This is a genomic window from Listeria cossartiae subsp. cossartiae (assembly GCF_014224155.1).
Classification (GTDB): Bacteria; Bacillota; Bacilli; order Lactobacillales; family Listeriaceae; genus Listeria; species Listeria cossartiae.
Genome location: NZ_JAASUI010000001.1, coordinates 424,328 through 440,921, shown reverse-complemented (window position 1 = coordinate 440,921; position 16,594 = coordinate 424,328). Strand labels below are relative to the sequence as shown.

Sequence of the window (16,594 nt, the reverse complement as noted above, 5' to 3'; positions counted from 1 at the left end):
TTTTAATAGGAGATGAATTTTGATGAAAGTAAGCAAATCATTCGAAGTATTCGCAAAAGAAGCTCCTGAAGTACAAGCAGCTTGGATGGAAACTGTACATAAATTAGATACTGCAAGCAAGCTCGATAAGAAAACAGAGGAACTCGCATACATTGCCGTTTTGGCCGCCACCCGCCTCGAAAGCGGAATACCCTTCCATGTGAAAATGGCGAAATCAAGCGGCGCGACACGTGATGAAATTATTAGCGCCATTCTCGTTGGTCTTCCTGCAGTCGGCAACACAGTGATAAGTGCTTTACCTGTAGCTATTGATGCTTTTGATGAAGAATAGTCACTATAAAAAAGATAAGTGGGTTCACTTATCTTTTTTTACTGTTATTTTTTTCTAACTAGAAGCCAAGTTCCCAAACAAAGAAGCCCAACGAATATCGCTTTCGAAGTCGTGTCACCAGTTAGTGGGAGTTTCCTTATCACTAACTCCTCTTCCCTTTTTGGCTTGGGTGTTACTCCAGGATTTTCCGCAACAACAATTGCCGCTTTCTCAGCTTTCACAATTTTCACAGTAAAATCCACGGCTTCCCTTGCTATTACTTACTTTCCAATAACCACGTTTCATCCATCGTCTTATTCTTGCCAAAATGCTTCCCATGAACATCGATAACTGAGTGCCATTCTTTGCATAATTTATGCGAAATTTTTCCTACAATAGGCATAAATTCTTCGCGCATTTGCTCATAGGTTGTATATTCGCCAAAATCTAATCGCGTAAATAATCGCCTCGCATACAAATCAGCAATAAACACATTCCGCTCAAAAATATATAGCAACATCGCGTCAGCAGTTTCTTCTCCGACGCCTTTTATGCCCAATAATTCTTTTCGCAAATCTTCTGTTGAATAGCGTCGAAACTTATCAAAACTAGCTCCATGGCTGACAAACCACTGGATTAGCGCCTTAATATAAATACTTTTTTGTTTATAAAAACCGGCTGGGTAGATTAGTTCCTCTAATTTCGCCATATCGATAGCAACTAAACTCTCTAAATCTAAAAATGGCGCCAGATTGGCTAATGCTAGCTTGGCATTTTTCTCTGTCGTGCGCTGAATTAATATCATCGACAACCAATCAGCAAGACGATTCTCCTCTTCCCACCAATCTTGATAACCATAATGCTCCACTAAATTATTTAAAACCAACACTTTTTGCTCGTTTCCGTTCACCGCGCATCACCTCATCAATAAAACAGTTATCCCTCACCCAATCATCCGAAAATCATCCCGATTCCCTGTCATATCAACCATTAACTCAAATAACATTTTACTATTATCTGGTTTGTTTTGAACGATTACTTGCATAAAATAGTCATGCACCATAAACGTATAGCCATGCTCTTTCGACGTGATTGCGTAACCTTCTAAATCGTTTTCAGAGACAAACAGCCATTTCCACTGATACTTTTCCCGTACTGCTTCTCCGTATAAAGAACCTAAAACATAACCAAGTTCTTCTGCCAAATCAGGATCTGGCGAGGTATCTTTTAAGTACGCAGCGATTTTCTCAATTCGCTCTTCTGGAGTTCCATCCGTTTGGAGCATTACTTCGCCTTCTTCTTTTAAACGGATAATTTCGGCTTCTTCCGCTTTTGTTAATTCTCGTGCAATTATCGACATACGAAACACCCTTTCCCCAACCATTATACCTTAAAAGTTCAATCTTTCGCATCCGATATGTTCGTCATGTATAATGAAAGAAGTACAGCAATTTTTATATTTAGGGGGCTATTTTTTTCATGGAACAAAATAAAGAAAAACTCACAAAGCCGACATCAGATAAAAACTATTTTTGGCCGATAATGATTATTTCATTTGTCGCGGTTGTGGTGATTTTGCTACTATTCTTCTCACCAATTGGATATCAAGGGGCAGTGCATTTCGACATTACTATTTTCCCGCGGATGAACGCCATCTTTAATAGTTTTACCTTTGTATTTTTAGTTATTGCACTTTGGGCGATTATAAAAAAGAAAAACATTAAAATGCACCGTGGCTTTATTTTAGCAGCATTTACATCAACGTTATTCTTCTTAGTAACTTACTTAACGTTTCACTATATTTCAGCAGAAACTTCCACATTTGGCGGAGTTGGAATTATCCGTCCAATCTACTTTTTCATCTTAATTACACATAGTTTCTTAGCGGCAATCGTCGTTCCACTCGCGCTATTTGCACTTGTATGGGGCTGGACGATGCAAATTGAGAAACATAAAAAAATCGTTCGTTGGACCATGCCGATTTGGCTATATGTCAGCTTAACCGGCGTACTAGTATACTTATTTATGGCACCGTATTATTAAATAAAAAAGCATCAAATGAGCACTTTGAAAGAGCCCATTTGATGCTTATTTTTTTACAGAAAAACTTTTGGTGATGACCGTCTCTTCTACGACAACTCCGTGAAGTTCTCCGCCAAAAACCGCGCCACCATCGATATCGAGCCTCGTTTTATCGTCCGAAACCCAAATACCCGAACTTCCATTACTATGTAAATTTTGCACTGGTGTATGCCCGAAAATAAAGACTTTCCCAGTGTTGTTCTTCCCAAATAAAAATGGTTCGCGAATCCAGAAAAAATCGCGTTCCTCGGTATCATGCCAATCTTTTTTAGAAAAATCTACTCCCGCATGCACAAATACATATTTACCTTCTTCATAATAAAGTGGCAAATTCCGGATAAAATCAATCAGCTCCGAAGCCTCATTTTTAATCCGCTCCGCTAATCCTTCTGGCGTCATTTTTTTATCTAAGGAGTCGGCGATTAAAGATTGAATGGTTTCCATGCCACCTTGGCTTAAATAATAGTGCATTTTTTCTGTAGGATTCTCTAGAAAATCAAGTAGCATTTGTTCGTGATTTCCTTTTAAAACAATCACGTCTGTTTGGTCGGCCAAAGCTTTTACTTTTCTAAGTACTGCTGCTGGGTTTTCGCCGCGATCAATCAAATCCCCAACAAACAAAAGTCGTTCGCGCTCTTTATCCCAGTTTTCCAGCAACTCGTCTAAAAGCGTTATTTCTCCGTGAACATCCCCTACAGCAAAAATTGGCTTCATCGTTACACCTCCAAATCTACGTAAAAGAAACGCCCCTCTGCTAAATCAACAAATGGACGCCTTTTTCTTATTCGGTTTCGCTCTCTGCTTTTTTGATTTTCTTCTCTACTTCGGCAATCTCGTGACGTAATGCACTTAATCTAACTTCCGCTGCATTGATTGGACCATTTTGGAGTTGGGGGTCTTCAAAGACTCTCGTTTCGCTGATTACTTCTTGATACGTTTGTCGCAACTCAATTAATTGATCTTCTAATTCTCTTAAATTCTCATGGGCCATATGCGCCACCTCCAAATTAATCATACTACATAAAATTACTTTTCCCCTAAAAATAGAAATGTAATCCTTTTTTGAGCATTTTTTTATCACGCCTCTTATTACTGTATTAGTGCTGGAAAGTGTGCTATTTTAGGAGTAGGTATTTTTGCTATTATACTAAAATAAACGAAAAAGGAGTTTTCATTATGATGACTATTTCACAAGTAAAAAGAACCGCGAAAGAGTCGCTACGTGGTAACTGGGGAATTGCCATTGGGATTTTTGTACTCGCTTGGTTAATCTTAACAATAACCGGAGGAATACTTGGTTGGATTCCTTTCGTAGGTCAGGTTGCTATGATACTAGTAACAGGACCATTATACACTGGTGTTTCTTGGGTGTACCTGGCAATTAGCCGCGGAGAACAACCTGATGTTGCTTATATGTTTAGTGGCTTTAAAGAATTTGGCCGTACATTTGTAGCTTACTTGCTAATTTGTATTTTCACTTTCTTATGGGGCTTACTACTAATCGTACCTGGGATTATTAAAACTTACTCTTATTCACAAACACTCTTCATTTTGAGAGATAATCCTAATATTTCTCCATTAGATGCTATTACAGAAAGCCGCCATATGATGAATGGGCACAAAGGCAGACTTTTCGGACTGTCACTTACATTCCTACTTTGGTATTTAATTCCAATTGGCGTTGCGATTGTCGGATCTGTTATTGTATTTAGTGGGGTTGCCACTTCATCTTATTATGATGGTTTATCTGAAGTTATCTCCACAGTTTCTGCTGGTGCTGCTTTTGGTGGACTAGTGCTACTTTTAGCTGCTTGGTTAATTGGACTTGGTATTTCGCTTTATGTTTATCCTTATCTAATCACTTCTATCGCTGTATTCTACGATGATTTATTTGCAGCGAGCGAAGGCACTTTTACAGAAGAAACAGTAATTGTTGCCGACGAAGAAGTGGACCCATTCGGAACAACAGAAGCTGATCCATTCGTGGAAGATACCCACCCGGAAGGCTTTGGACCTGACACAGCAAAAGAACCCGAAGTTCCAGAAGTTCCAGAAACTCCTGAAACACCCGAGACTCCAGAAGCTCCTGAGGCACCAAAAACGCCTGAGACTCCCGAAAATCCAGAGGCTCCAAAAGATGACAACGAACCAAAATAAAATTACGGCTGGCGGACTGGAATTTCTAGTCCGCTTTGCTTTGCCAAATGATCGTCAGGCAATAACAGACTTAATGATGGATACAGCTCGCTGGTTAAAAGAATCGGGTTCAACCCAGTGGGGCGATATTTTACATGGCTTTGATGTGCATAACATCGAACAACGCATTGAGCTTGGCGAGGTTGCACTTTTTGAAACGAATGATGGTGAACTTGCGGGTGCGATGATTATTCGGAAAACACCGAGTGATTGGGATACGGATTTATGGGGCGACTTGGCGCATGATAAGGCATATTATTTGCACCGAATTATGGTCGCCCGTAGGTTTAGCGGTATTTCTTTGAGCAAGGAAATGATTTACTTTGCGGAAAAATTAGCGGAAGAACGGTCGATTCCGTTTGTTCGGTTGGATTGTATTGAAACGAATGAACAGTTAAATCAAATGTATTTACGCTATGGTTTCGCGTTTTCAGGCGTGAAAAATGGATTTAATCTATATCAAAAAGAGCTGTCCTAAATGGACAGCTCTTTTTATCTATAAGCTTGAATTGTAAGTTCCGCAAATAATGACTTTATCGTTTTTCTAGCGGCTTCTGTTTTTTCTTCCGCGAGTAGCTCATAAATCTGCTTACTCTTTTTGTTAGTCCATTCTCTAATTTCGACAGATTTAAAAATGTTAATGCCATCAGAAAAATGAACCATTTGGAAGAAAATTTGCTTGGCGATGCGAACTTGGTAGGGGTTTTCAGCAAAACTAATTAAACAAAGAATAAAACGGTGATGTGCCTCAAAATAATTTTCCACATCGGTTAAATACGAAAAGCGTTCCATCTCAGTCACGCGCTCATGCAGTTTTTCGACATCCATTTCATAACCAAAATGAGCAGCCTTGACGATAGCAGCATCGACAAAAATATCAATGGTTTCCATTAATTGCACATAGCGAGCCGCATCAATAAGGACATCATTTAAAACGGCGCCACTATTTTCGTGATAGCTGACAATGCCTTGAGCAGTGAGTGTTGCGATTGCTTTTCGTAGTGGTGAACGGCTCACACCGAATTCTGTCGCTAGTTTTTCTTCCGCTAAATGTTGGTTCACCACTAATTCGCCGTTTTTAATTTTTTCAAGAAGTAAATTGTAAACCATCTTATCTAATGTTTTAAATTTATTTGCCACAAGTCTGCCCCCTCTTCGCTCGTAATTATATCACAGAAAAATTATTAATGGATCAGCTTGCTTCGTTTTGCTTTTTCCGAGAGTTTTGGCACAATTTTATCGAGTGGTTTTTTGAGTAAAATTCCTAGTGCGATAAACAGAATCGCAAATCCGGTAAGGACGCTCATATCGATCCAGACTGTCGGCATGTAAAGCCCCCCAACACTTTCCCGGATTAGACTAACCGCATAAGTGAACGGCAAGAACGGATAAATCGCTTGGAAAAATGGTGGCGAAACTTGAATAGGAAAGTTTCCGCCTGCTCCTGAAATTTGCAAAACAAGTAAAATAATCGCGATTCCTTTTCCGACATTATTAAATAGCGAGACGAGCGTGTAAACAATTGTCATAAATATCACACTGATAAACATACTGAATAGCACGTGGAGCAGTGGTTCTGCAATGGATACGCCGAGTAAGAAAATATTCCCGAGCGTCACGATGAGCGCCTGCATTAACCCGATTGATAAGAAAGTTAGCAGTCGGCCAAAATAGCGATGATAATGGCTAAATATACCGGCTGGCACTTCTACATCAACGCGCAGTAGTGAAATCAGTAAGAGCGCGCCCACCCACAAACATAGCGCCGTATAAAATGGCGAGCTTGCCGAGCCGTAATTTGGAATTGGATAGTAGCTTGTTTCTTTTAAGTTAACTGGATTGGCAATAAAGGAACTATCTTTGTCGGCATCATTTCTGAGCATCTTGATAATGCTTTGCAAATCGTAATTTTTATCGAAATCGGTAATTTTGTTGGCTGCATTATTGATAGCTTTTTCAAATTCGGGTAGCTCTTCTCTGGAAAGATCAGCCGCAATTTTAATCGCTTTTTCGAATTCCGGCATTTTTTCTTGGATGAGGTTGGACGCTTGGTTAATTTCTTTTTCGAGTCCTGGCAAATCATCGCGAATGAAGTTAGCAGCTTTTTTAATATTCGCTTTTACATTCGGATAATCATTTTTGTAAAAGTTGGCTGCTTCGTTAATGCCAGCGATAATGGTATCTAGCTTGGTGTTGATTACCTTAGTCGCCTCGTCCAATGTTTTTTGGATTTCTGGTAGGCGTTGTTGGAATTCTTTTAAGTAGCTTTGGCCGGTTTGCAGCGTTTCTCTGGAATCTTTTAACACCTGCGTGATCTCTGGGATTTTGGCTTGCAAGGTTTCTAGTAGTTTTTGGCTGTCTTTTAAATCTCCTTGAATTTGGTTTAAGCCGACTTTGATTGCGGGAACAATTTCCGAATCGTAGTTGGCTAAAATTTGGTCCAATTTCGCGCTGACATTTTTCGCTTCGTCATTCAATTGATTTAAAAGTTGCTCGGAAGGTTGCGCACCGTTTTCCAGTTCTGTCCGGACTTTTGTAATCGTTTCTTTTTGCACACCTAATTGGCCGTTAATTGTTTTTAAGTTCGTGATTAAATCGGTAAATGGCTTATTTGGTAACGTTTCGTTTAAACTTTCCAAAGTCGCCGTTTGTTTCGTAATCATTTGCTGCAAGGAATCAATATCTTGTTCCATTTTTTTCAATTCCGCAATCGCTTGGTCTGCACTAATCGAACCGTTTTTAATCGCTTCTGTGACCTGATAAATATTGTCTGCCATTTGCTTCATTAGTGTTAAATTTTGTTTAATTGCAGGCGCTAACGTATCAAAAGACTTATTAATTTCATCTGCAAAATCAGATACTTTATCCACGTAGCCACTACCATTTTGAGCAATTTTTTCCACGGTTGGTATTGCGGCCATCGCCGTATCAATCACATCGAGCGCTTTCCCAGATTCATTCACCGCGTCATTGACCGTTTTTTTAATCGTTCCGAAGTTTTCGTCCACTTCTTTTACCGATTCTGCGATTTGTTTGATTTCCGGAATTTTCTTTTGAAGCACGAGAATATCTTGACCTAGTTGGTCGATTTTTGGCAGTTGTTGCTCTACAAGTAAGACATTTTCGGTCGCTTTATTGAGCTCTGGAATTTTTTCATTTAGCTCGACAACTTGGTTAGCTTTGGCTTTCAGTTCGGGTAGTTTGGCTTCTATTTTGACAGCCTCGGCGCCCATTTTTTTGAGTTCTGGTAAAGCATCTTGCACTTGGAATACTTTGGTTTTCAAGCGACGGATTGTTGGCAATTCGTTTTCAAGATCAATCCCAGCTTTATTAAACTCTTCCAAAACGGCCTTACTCACCGTGCCGACAAATTCCGAGCTGATTTGATTAACAATCGTAGTTGCTCCACTTTCCGTCATTTTTGGCGCGATAGCATTGATTTTTTCATTGACGGAGTAATCGATGGTCGGCTTTGTGACGTTATCACTGACAACCGAAACCATATCTTTGGAAAAATCTTTCGGAATGTGAATCGACGCATAATATTTCCCGCTTTTCACACCTTTTTTGGCTTCCGCTTCACTTACAAACGTCCAGCCCAGTTTTTTATTTTTCTCCAGCGTTTTCTTGAGCTCTTCCCCGACATTGACTTGTTGCGGCTTTTTCCCTGGCACATCTACTTCCGCGCCTTCATCATCAATCGAAACTGCCACTTTGATTCCCGAAGTATTCGAATACGGATCCCAAAGTGCTTCAATATTAAACCATGCGTATAAAGATGGCAAAATAATCAGTGCAATAACTAATAACAAAGCTAAAGGCGCTTTAAAGAGACGGCGCCAGTCTAAAATAAATATTTCGTATACTTTCCGCATTAAAAGCACCCCCTGTTTTCAAGCAAATCATTTTAGAAATACTATCTAAATGTACGGATAATATACAAATTGACTAATTTTTGCATTACCTCTTTTGCTAACTCATATTTCTTTTCAACCATATAATAAGATAATTGTTCTAGCGCGTCCATCGTTTCGTTTTCCAAAAGGACTGGAATTATTTTAATATCTTTTTGCGCTTTATTAAAGAAATCCCGCTTCATTTTCCGAACAATATCTTCGGCGTAACTATTGGCCAACTGCGCAACAAATTGCAACAGCCATTTACTAAGCAAAGATAAATACGCATCCACGTCTTCTTCTCTTTGCATTTCTCGCATTTCTTTTAAAAGTTCATTTCCTTGTTCTGGTTTATAAGTTAAATTTTTATTTTTACATTTTTCGATGGTTTGAGCGACTAAAATTTCTGCCATTTCTAGTAATTCGATAAAACGACCAGCGCTCATACTGCTTTCGATCACAATTGCCCCCCGGTTTAGTTCGTATTCGATCAACTCTTCGGATACTAAAACCGCAATTGCTTTTCTGACTGGCGTGCGACTAATCGATAATTCTTTTGCAATACCAGCTTCTGAAATATGTTGTCCAACATGAAGCTTTCCACTGAGAATTTTTTCTTTGATTGTATAATATGCTAATTTTTCGTATGTTTGTTTTTCCATGCTCATCCCTCGTTTTCTATATATTAAAAGTATTTTCTACGCCAAAAAATCACGGTTACTCCCGTCGTAATTAATAGCGTAAATAAAAGAATTAACGCAAATGCGTGCTCATTATGCATAAATGGCAACTTAATATTCATCCCATAAATACTCGCCACAATCGTTGGTAATGACAAAATAATCGTAAATGATGTTAAAAATTTCATCACGATATTCAAATTGTTCGAAATAACCGAAGAAAATACATCCGACATGCCGCTAATTATTTGCGTATATGTATCCGTCATCGCAATTGCTTGCTTATTTTCAATAATAACATCTCTGAGCAAATCATGATTATCTTCTTGCTGCATAAAATGTTCCACATCTTCCATTTTATCAAGAATGGCTTTATTGGATTGAAGCGCTGTTGCAAAAAACACTAAACTTTTCTGAACCGCCATAAAAGCATACAGTTGCTCGTTTTTCATCGACTGTTTAATCTGGATTTCTAAATTATTTGTCTGTTTAATGATTTGATTTAAGTATTTGAGGTAATAATAAGATACAGCATACAATAATTTTAACAAAAATTGCTTATGATTGGTTGTATCGTATTCTTCTAACTTCATAGATTGCACATCTTCTAGGATCGGTAAGTCGCGCAACGTTATCGTTACAAGATGTTTTCTAGTCAGAACAATCCCAATCGGAAGCGTTTCATACATCGCATAGCCTAGCTCATCTTTTGATTCGTATGGGTAATCCACAATGACTAGCGAATGTCTCACATCTTGCTCAGCCCGCTTCAACTCAATTCGAGAACGCTCCTCAGAGTCCAGTGCATCTAAAATATATGGTTTTGGCACATCCATTTCTTTGCTTAATATTTCAATTTCTTCATCAGTTGGAGCAGTCACTTTTACCCAACAACCGTCTTCCAAAGTAGAAAGTTGCTCCATTTTTTCATTGGTCGTTTTAAAAAATTCAATCATCTGTATATCCCCCTTCTTTGTATTTTCTTTACAAAATATTTCATTTATGTTACATTATTATTAATAATAATTCATTTATGACAAAGGAGCGATGAAAATGGAATTTACGTCTATGATAGTTACAGGAATTGTTTTAGCAGCAACTGTCTCTGGCTTTTCTTTTGTAGTAAGCAAACTTAGTGGTATATCTTGGTTCTGGATAGCATTTTGTGCCAATAGCGGCTTCTTTATTACCTTTCTCGCTGTACAAAATTCATTCCCAGACAATGCAGCCTTAGCGCTTTCTTATTTAACACTTGGAATTGGTATCGTTTTAATCTTCCAAACCATTTTTCAATCAAGCAATTGGTTTTTCAAGAAATCCTTTCAACGTAAACATTAAAAATAATTAGTCTAATCTACCTTTCCCTTATTATCGCATCAAAAAACTGTTTAAGCTCATTTTTCGCTTAAACAGTTCTTTTTTTATTTAAAATGAATCTTAATACCGTTCGAATCAGTCACTGAAATGGTATTTTCAAATCGTTTCACTTCATATCCTTGTTGTTCTAAGTTAGACGTTATCACTTCTTTGTCAGGCGTTATAATCGTAAACCAAGCAAGTCCTACTTCATTTTCGTGACGATTTTCCAAATTGCGTCCCGCCCACACATTAGAGCCAATATGATGATGATAATCGCCAGCTGCAAAAAATCTTGCGGATGGAATAGCGGTAGTCAAATTCATTCCTAGTGCTTCTTTGTAGAATTCTTCCGCCTTATCTGCATCAGCCACTTGCAAATGCACATGACCGATAATCGTTCCACTTGGCATCCCAGTAAAAGGTTTCCCTGTCGCCATTTGTAGCAACCCATCCACATCCACTTGTTCGGTTACCATTGGCAAGTTACCCTCACCATCGCGCATCCATTCATTTTTGGGACGGTCGGCATAAATTTCAATACCATTTCCTTCAATATCATGTAAATAAAGTGCCTCACTATAAGCATGATCGCCAGCACCATCAATCGGATAACCTGACTTAGCCAAGTGTGTAAGTACATCCGCCAAACTTTCCCGCGTTGGCAGAAGAAACGCCGTATGAAACAAGCCAATACGGGGTACTTCCGGAACCACGGCATGATCAATTTTTTTAAGCACAAGTAACGCCTCATCAGAACCACTCACGCCAAGTCTCGCCATTCGCTCATTTTCCTCTAATAACGTCAAACCAATAACTTCTTGATAAAATCCCGCCATCTCTTTTAAATGACCAACATTTAATACCACTTCGCCAAGTCGTAATTTTTCACTAATTGCTCCCATGTTAAAAACGCTCCTTTTATTGTAATACATTCATTACAACACAAGGAGCGTTCGAATTCCAATAAAACGACTTACAAAAAGTAAGTTAATTATTTTTTAAGTAATTCACTGTGATTTCTACCATATGCAAAATACACAATTAAGCCGATAACAAACCAAATCCCGCAAAGAATCCACGTATGAACGGATAAACGGCTAATTAAAAACGCACATAATAGAAACGACACGATTGGTAATACTGGATAAAATGGTACTTTAAAACCTCGAGCTTGAATATTTTTATTTTTACGTAAGAAAATAATACCAATTGACACCATCATGAATGCTAAAAGTGTCCCAATATTGACTAATTCTGCTAATTTATTTAATGGAACAAGCCCACTAATAATCGCGACTATCACCGCAAAAATCCAAGTGTTTTTAACAGGTGTTTTGTATTTCGGGTTAATTTCAGCGAGTACTTTTGGCAATAAACCATCACGACCCATGGCGAAAATTAGTCGTGTCGCGCCGTAACTCATCACTAAAATAACCGTAATCATCCCAACAACCGCGCCAAGTGACACAATTCCAGCGACCCAATCTTGATTAATTACTTGTAAAGCATAGGCTACTGGATCGGTTACGTTTAAATCTGTGTAAGGTACCATTCCAGTTAAAACAGCGGAAACCGCAACATATAATACCGTACAAATTAGTAGCGAACCGATAATTCCAATCGGCATTGTTCGCTGTGGATTTTTCACTTCCTCCGCCGCTGACGATACCGCATCAAAACCTAAATAAGCGAAAAAGACTAACGCCGCCCCGTTCATCACACCACTCATTCCAAACGGCATAAACGGTTGCCAATTATCCGGTTTAACATAAAACACGCCAACCACTAAGAAAAGTAAAATAACACCCACTTTAAGAGCAACCATAATTGTATTCACGCGCGTTGACTCTTTTATTCCAAGCGTTAATAAAAAGGCAATGACAAGCACAATAATAATCGCCGGTAAATTAATAAATGTACCTACTTCTGGATTAAAAGGCCCAGATATCGCTTTTGGAATCGAAACATGGAACCCAGAAAGCAGCGCATTCAAATAAGAAGACCAACCGCTCGCAACAGAAGCCACAGCAAGGCCGTACTCCAAAATAAGCGCCCAACCAAGTAACCAGCCAATTAACTCCCCAAATACGACATAACCATACGTATAGGCACTCCCGGCAACGGGAACACTAGACGCGAACTCGGAATAACACATTGCTGCAATCGCACAAACTATCGCCGCAATCACAAACGAAAAGATAATCGCCGGCCCAGCATTATTCGCAGCCACTGTCCCAGGTAAAATAAAAATCCCTGTCCCAACTATTGCCCCAACGCCAAGCAGCGTCAAATCAAACGGGCCCAAAGTTTGTTTTAAATGTGTACTTCCACTTTTATTTTGCATTAAATCTTCAATTGGTTTTCTTCTAAATAATGAATTCATTTTGTCTCCTACCTTTTTATTGTCTTCTAAAATAGTATACTTTTACACTTTAAAGGTCAATAGAGTTGTGAAAAAAAACACAAAAACTAATTAATCTTTCCTAAACTAGAACCTATTACCCAAATATATCAGAATCATCTTTCATGATTTGCACTGTTCGCACGATTGAGCTAAAATTAGAAGGAATGGATTTGTGCGTATTTCTCACAAAGCATGCTAGAAAGAGGAATTCAGTTGATTTTATTTTATTTTCTATTAATTATTGGTAAGTTCACTTTTGCCTATTTCCAGATTTTTAAAGATCCTAACTTCTTGGCACTTGGGATGGACCTGCTGTTTATCGTATTACTTCTTGGACTGATTCATTTATTTGCACCGGTTCGTTCGCATATTTATTGGTATGCAGGAATGTCTTTATTTATCGGGATTTTAATGCTCGTTTGTGTGCTTTATGCCCGGTTTTATAATGAAGTTCCGACGTACCACAGCTTCTCCCTTATCGGCGAAGTTGGCGTCGTTAAAAACAGTGCCACTAGCCTACTAAACGGAACTGACTGGTTATACATCCTAGATATTGTTTTACTACCATTTATTCTCTACTTCAACATTAAAAAAGGACATGATTTCCCGTCCTTCCGACTAACTAGCCGCGTTTATGGCGTATCTTTTGTGAGTACTTTGCTTGTTTTAAGTGGTTTTACGTATTTCATGATGCAACAAAACATTATAAGTGACTCCAAACGAGCAAAACGAATGGGGATTTTCACGTTTAATATTAGTACCGCACTTACTGGCGCCGACCATGTTAAAGCCGCGGATATTACCGCCAAAAACGTCAATGATATTAAAGGTGTAACCGTCAAGTCGAATCCTGACTACTTCGGTGCCGCTAAAGGTAAAAATCTTATCATCGTTCAACTCGAGTCATTCCAGCGTAATTTAACGAACGTCAAAATTAACGGCCAATCGATTACGCCAACATTAGACAGTTTACAAAACGAAACAATGTATTCCAACCAATTTTTCCAAACGGTTTCTAAATCCAATACGGCCGATGCGGAATGGTCCGTTTATACGTCGACTTTCCCAAGTGGCTATTACACCAACACTCAAACATATGGCGACCGGGTAATCCCGTCCATGCCACGTTTGCTTGGTAAAAATGATTATAAAACTGCGACCTTCCATACAAATGATGCTAGTTTTTATAATCGCGATGAATTTTATCCTGCTGTTGGATTTGATAAGTTTTATGATCGTAAATTCTTTGGTGATGAAGACGTGATTGGCTTCTCTCCTAGTGATGAAGTGCTTTACAATAAAGCCTTCCCGATTTTAGAAGAGCAATATAAGAATAATCAAAAATTCTATGCGCAATTAATTAGCGTAAGTAGCCATATGCCATTTGATATTCCAGAAGACAAGCAAGAAATTACTTTACCAGACGATTTAAAAGATACAGAGCTTGGTAACTATTTCGAAGCGGTTCATTATGCAGACAAACAACTTGGTGAGTTCATCCAAAAACTGAAAGATAGCGGTATTTGGGATGATTCTGTCGTTGTTTTCTACGGAGATCACCACATTATCAAAACCGATCAACTACCTGAGGAACAAAAAAAATACGTCAATCGTTCTACCGAGCTTAAAGCTGACCCGGCCGATGATTACCGTATCCCGTTCTTCTTGCACTATCCTGGCATGGAAAAACCTGGCGAAATCAACAATGTCGGCGGCGAAATTGATATTATGCCAACTGTGATGAATTTACTCGGTATTGATACTGGCAATCAAATTATGTTCGGCACTGATATCCTCAATTCATCCAACAATTACGTTCCCGAACGCTATACAATGCCAGAAGGAAGCTATTTCACTAATTCGTATATGTACCAACCAGACGAAAGTTTCGAAACTGGCGAAGCAACAAACTACGATGGTACGAATAAAGAACTTTCGAGTGAAGTCAAGAAACGCTTTGACGCTAGCCGAAAACTCTTGCAGTATTCCGATAGCTACGTAAACAATTTACCATTACGAGACGAAGATAAATAAACAAAAGGAAGTATCCGGATTTGCTGGATACTTCCTTTTTTACTCATTTTGGTAAAGCGGCATGATGTTCGTTAAATTTTTCAATGCTTTCAAGTGCCAGTGGCTTGTTCATCATTTGTAAGAATAAGTCGTAGCTAATTGTCACTGTATCCGCCCCACTTGCTAGAGCCTGCATGATTTGGCGACTATTTTTAAAACTCGCTCCCATGATTTTCACGTCTTCAAGACCTTGCAAATCTAACACGTAGCGCAGTTCTGCGATTGTTTTCGCTGCATCTAACCCACTTACTTCCATGCGATTGTAATACGGCGCTAAATAATCAGCCCCGGAAAGTGCGGCAATGTAGCCTTGTTCAGATGAGAAAATCGCAGTTGCAAGAATGATTGCATCTGGAAACTTAGCGCGCACTTTAGCGATCACTTGGACGCCAGCTTCATGGGCCGGAATTTTCAAACCAATCGCAGTACCTTCTGCCGGCTCAATTGCTTGAATTCGCGCTATGTCTTCCCAGATTTCAGCTTCCGTTAGCCCAGCCGCTTGAACAAATACTAATTTTGCGGGAATGTTGGCGATATGCGTTTTTCTCGGCTGATTTTCTTTTAATAAAATGGTCGGATTAGTAGTTACACCTTCAAAAAACGGAAATTGAAGCGCTTTCTTTATTTCCTCTAAATTCCCCGTATCTAAAAACATTTCCTCACTCCTTCAAAGTTTTCTTCTCATTTTAAGTGTAGAAAAGTTTGAAGAACCAGTCAATCGTTTCAGAGACCCAAAGTTGTTGGCGTTTTTGTGCAACTAAAAAAGCATCCGCCGATTCGCGCAGATGCTCTGTTATGATTATTTTTTCTTTGGTTCTTTTTTCCAATTTTTCCGTTTAAATTCAAAGCGTTCCATCCAAGGCCGGCCTTTTTTCAGTGCAAAATAGCCAACAATGACGATAAATAGTGCGCCGATAATATCGACAATAATATCCGTCATCGTGTCTTCTAGTGCGGCACGGCCAGTGAGCGGTGTGCCATTGGACAGGTTATAACGCTGCATATTGAGGTTTAGAATCCCGTCAAACGTATATTCATACACTTCCCAGAAAGCCCCCATTGTTACCGCGAAACAAAACGCAAAAACAGCTATAAAGCCCGGTTTCAGTTTCATCACTACTTTATCGTTGGCATTAAGCAAGCTGACGAACGAAAAACCAATTGCCCCAAGCATCGCCCCACTAAACGTATGTAAAATTTTGTCCCAATGTGGCACGGTTGAGTAGAATTTTTGAACAGTACCAAGGTAAATCGAGCCGTACAGAAAAACAATAAACAAAATGTACACAAGGCCCGGTATTTCAAATTTAAAGCGACGTGCAATAATTGAAGGTAACAGCAAAATAAAAATTCCTAACAAAATTTCAAAAAGTAAAAATATATAATCCCCTCGTAATGTCACATGCGGCCCGGTTGCCGGCTGCTTTATTGGTGCGGTGAAAATTTCGTAAATAGTAAAGACCACGGAAATCCCCATTGACGCAAAAACAAATAGTGCTATCCATTGTGTCCAGTTGATTTTCTTCATGCACTCATCTCCAATCTATCATGCAATACCCCTTTTTCCGCAAAAAGAAACTGCTCATCTATCTTA

Annotated in this window: 20 protein-coding genes; 6 read left to right on the top strand and 14 right to left on the bottom strand. The window is 39.0% G+C overall.

Annotation, left to right across the window (positions count from 1 at the left end; genetic code table 11):
* Positions 1-22: 22 nt before the first annotated feature.
* Positions 23-331 (top strand): carboxymuconolactone decarboxylase family protein, encoded by a 309-nt coding sequence (locus HCJ30_RS02210; protein WP_185390799.1) that lies wholly within the window; start codon positions 23-25, stop codon positions 329-331.
* 44 nt (positions 332-375) lie between these two features.
* Here the strand turns inward: HCJ30_RS02210 and HCJ30_RS14275 are convergent, their stop codons facing one another.
* The 3 genes from HCJ30_RS14275 to HCJ30_RS02195 form a co-directional block, all read right to left on the bottom strand.
* Positions 376-474: an LPXTG cell wall anchor domain-containing protein gene (locus HCJ30_RS14275; RefSeq protein WP_311769837.1), complete on the bottom strand. Its 99-nt coding sequence runs from the start codon at positions 472-474 to the stop codon at positions 376-378.
* Positions 475-587: 113 nt separating this feature from the next.
* On the bottom strand, positions 588-1,220 hold the full coding sequence (locus HCJ30_RS02200) for an endonuclease III domain-containing protein (RefSeq protein ID WP_185390798.1): 633 nt from the start codon (positions 1,218-1,220) through the stop codon (positions 588-590).
* 33 nt (positions 1,221-1,253) lie between these two features.
* Positions 1,254-1,670 (bottom strand): hypothetical protein, encoded by a 417-nt coding sequence (locus HCJ30_RS02195; protein ID WP_185390797.1) that lies wholly within the window; start codon positions 1,668-1,670, stop codon positions 1,254-1,256.
* 119 nt (positions 1,671-1,789) lie between these two features.
* On the opposite strand from HCJ30_RS02195, the gene HCJ30_RS02190 reads away from it, so the two are divergent.
* Entirely contained in the window at positions 1,790-2,353 is a 564-nt protein-coding gene (locus tag HCJ30_RS02190; RefSeq protein WP_008947079.1) for a DUF420 domain-containing protein, read from the top strand.
* Positions 2,354-2,398: 45 nt separating this feature from the next.
* On the opposite strand, the gene HCJ30_RS02185 is transcribed toward HCJ30_RS02190, so the two are convergent.
* On the bottom strand, positions 2,399-3,106 hold the full coding sequence (locus tag HCJ30_RS02185) for a metallophosphoesterase family protein (protein ID WP_185390796.1): 708 nt from the start codon (positions 3,104-3,106) through the stop codon (positions 2,399-2,401).
* Between the two features lie 67 nt (positions 3,107-3,173).
* Positions 3,174-3,383: an Lmo0654 family protein gene (locus HCJ30_RS02180; protein ID WP_185390795.1), complete on the bottom strand. Its 210-nt coding sequence runs from the start codon at positions 3,381-3,383 to the stop codon at positions 3,174-3,176.
* A gap of 188 nt (positions 3,384-3,571) precedes the next feature.
* Here HCJ30_RS02180 and HCJ30_RS02175 point away from each other — a divergent pair, with 188 nt between their 5' ends.
* Together HCJ30_RS02175 and HCJ30_RS02170 are read left to right on the top strand one after the other, a co-directional pair.
* Complete coding sequence (locus HCJ30_RS02175) at positions 3,572-4,549, top strand: DUF975 family protein (RefSeq protein WP_185391568.1); 978 nt, start codon at positions 3,572-3,574, stop codon at positions 4,547-4,549.
* On the top strand, positions 4,530-5,066 hold the full coding sequence (locus HCJ30_RS02170; protein ID WP_185390794.1) for a GNAT family N-acetyltransferase: 537 nt from the start codon (positions 4,530-4,532) through the stop codon (positions 5,064-5,066). The genes HCJ30_RS02175 and HCJ30_RS02170 overlap by 20 nt, the downstream gene beginning before the upstream one ends.
* Positions 5,067-5,080: 14 nt before the next feature.
* On the opposite strand, the gene HCJ30_RS02165 is transcribed toward HCJ30_RS02170, so the two are convergent.
* From HCJ30_RS02165 to HCJ30_RS02150, 4 genes are read right to left on the bottom strand one after another with little or no spacing between them, the layout of a single operon-like run.
* Positions 5,081-5,728 (bottom strand): GntR family transcriptional regulator, encoded by a 648-nt coding sequence (locus HCJ30_RS02165; protein ID WP_185390793.1) that lies wholly within the window; start codon positions 5,726-5,728, stop codon positions 5,081-5,083.
* Between the two features lie 44 nt (positions 5,729-5,772).
* Positions 5,773-8,463 (bottom strand): YhgE/Pip domain-containing protein, encoded by a 2,691-nt coding sequence (locus HCJ30_RS02160; protein WP_185390792.1) that lies wholly within the window; start codon positions 8,461-8,463, stop codon positions 5,773-5,775.
* Positions 8,464-8,504: 41 nt separating this feature from the next.
* Positions 8,505-9,146: a GntR family transcriptional regulator gene (locus HCJ30_RS02155; protein WP_185390791.1), complete on the bottom strand. Its 642-nt coding sequence runs from the start codon at positions 9,144-9,146 to the stop codon at positions 8,505-8,507.
* Positions 9,147-9,169: 23 nt separating this feature from the next.
* The gene (locus tag HCJ30_RS02150; RefSeq protein ID WP_185390790.1) at positions 9,170-10,120 is read right to left on the bottom strand and encodes a magnesium transporter CorA family protein; all 951 of its coding nucleotides are present in this window, start codon (positions 10,118-10,120) and stop codon (positions 9,170-9,172) included.
* Between the two features lie 97 nt (positions 10,121-10,217).
* Here HCJ30_RS02150 and HCJ30_RS02145 point away from each other — a divergent pair, with 97 nt between their 5' ends.
* Entirely contained in the window at positions 10,218-10,502 is a 285-nt protein-coding gene (locus HCJ30_RS02145; RefSeq protein WP_185390789.1) for a hypothetical protein, read from the top strand.
* A gap of 83 nt (positions 10,503-10,585) precedes the next feature.
* Here the strand turns inward: HCJ30_RS02145 and HCJ30_RS02140 are convergent, their stop codons facing one another.
* Together HCJ30_RS02140 and bcaP are read right to left on the bottom strand one after the other, a co-directional pair.
* Entirely contained in the window at positions 10,586-11,425 is an 840-nt protein-coding gene (locus tag HCJ30_RS02140; protein ID WP_185390788.1) for a VOC family protein, read from the bottom strand.
* Between the two features lie 89 nt (positions 11,426-11,514).
* A complete protein-coding gene (gene bcaP / locus HCJ30_RS02135; RefSeq protein WP_185390787.1) occupies positions 11,515-12,906 on the bottom strand; it encodes a branched-chain amino acid transporter BcaP in 1,392 nt (463 codons plus the stop codon).
* Positions 12,907-13,140: 234 nt separating this feature from the next.
* Between bcaP and ltaP the strand changes: the two genes are divergently transcribed.
* Positions 13,141-14,961, top strand: coding sequence for a lipoteichoic acid primase LtaP (gene ltaP, locus HCJ30_RS02130; RefSeq protein ID WP_185391567.1), 1,821 nt, complete (start codon positions 13,141-13,143; stop codon positions 14,959-14,961).
* Positions 14,962-15,004: 43 nt separating this feature from the next.
* Here the strand turns inward: ltaP and HCJ30_RS02125 are convergent, their stop codons facing one another.
* From HCJ30_RS02125 to HCJ30_RS02115, 3 genes are read right to left on the bottom strand one after another with little or no spacing between them, the layout of a single operon-like run.
* The gene (locus HCJ30_RS02125; protein ID WP_185390786.1) at positions 15,005-15,655 is read right to left on the bottom strand and encodes a transaldolase family protein; all 651 of its coding nucleotides are present in this window, start codon (positions 15,653-15,655) and stop codon (positions 15,005-15,007) included.
* Between the two features lie 31 nt (positions 15,656-15,686).
* Entirely contained in the window at positions 15,687-15,827 is a 141-nt protein-coding gene (locus HCJ30_RS02120) for a hypothetical protein (protein WP_185390785.1), read from the bottom strand.
* Positions 15,800-16,528: a DUF2238 domain-containing protein gene (locus tag HCJ30_RS02115; RefSeq protein WP_185390784.1), complete on the bottom strand. Its 729-nt coding sequence runs from the start codon at positions 16,526-16,528 to the stop codon at positions 15,800-15,802. The genes HCJ30_RS02120 and HCJ30_RS02115 overlap by 28 nt, the downstream gene beginning before the upstream one ends.
* Between the last annotated feature and the right edge of the window lie 66 nt (positions 16,529-16,594).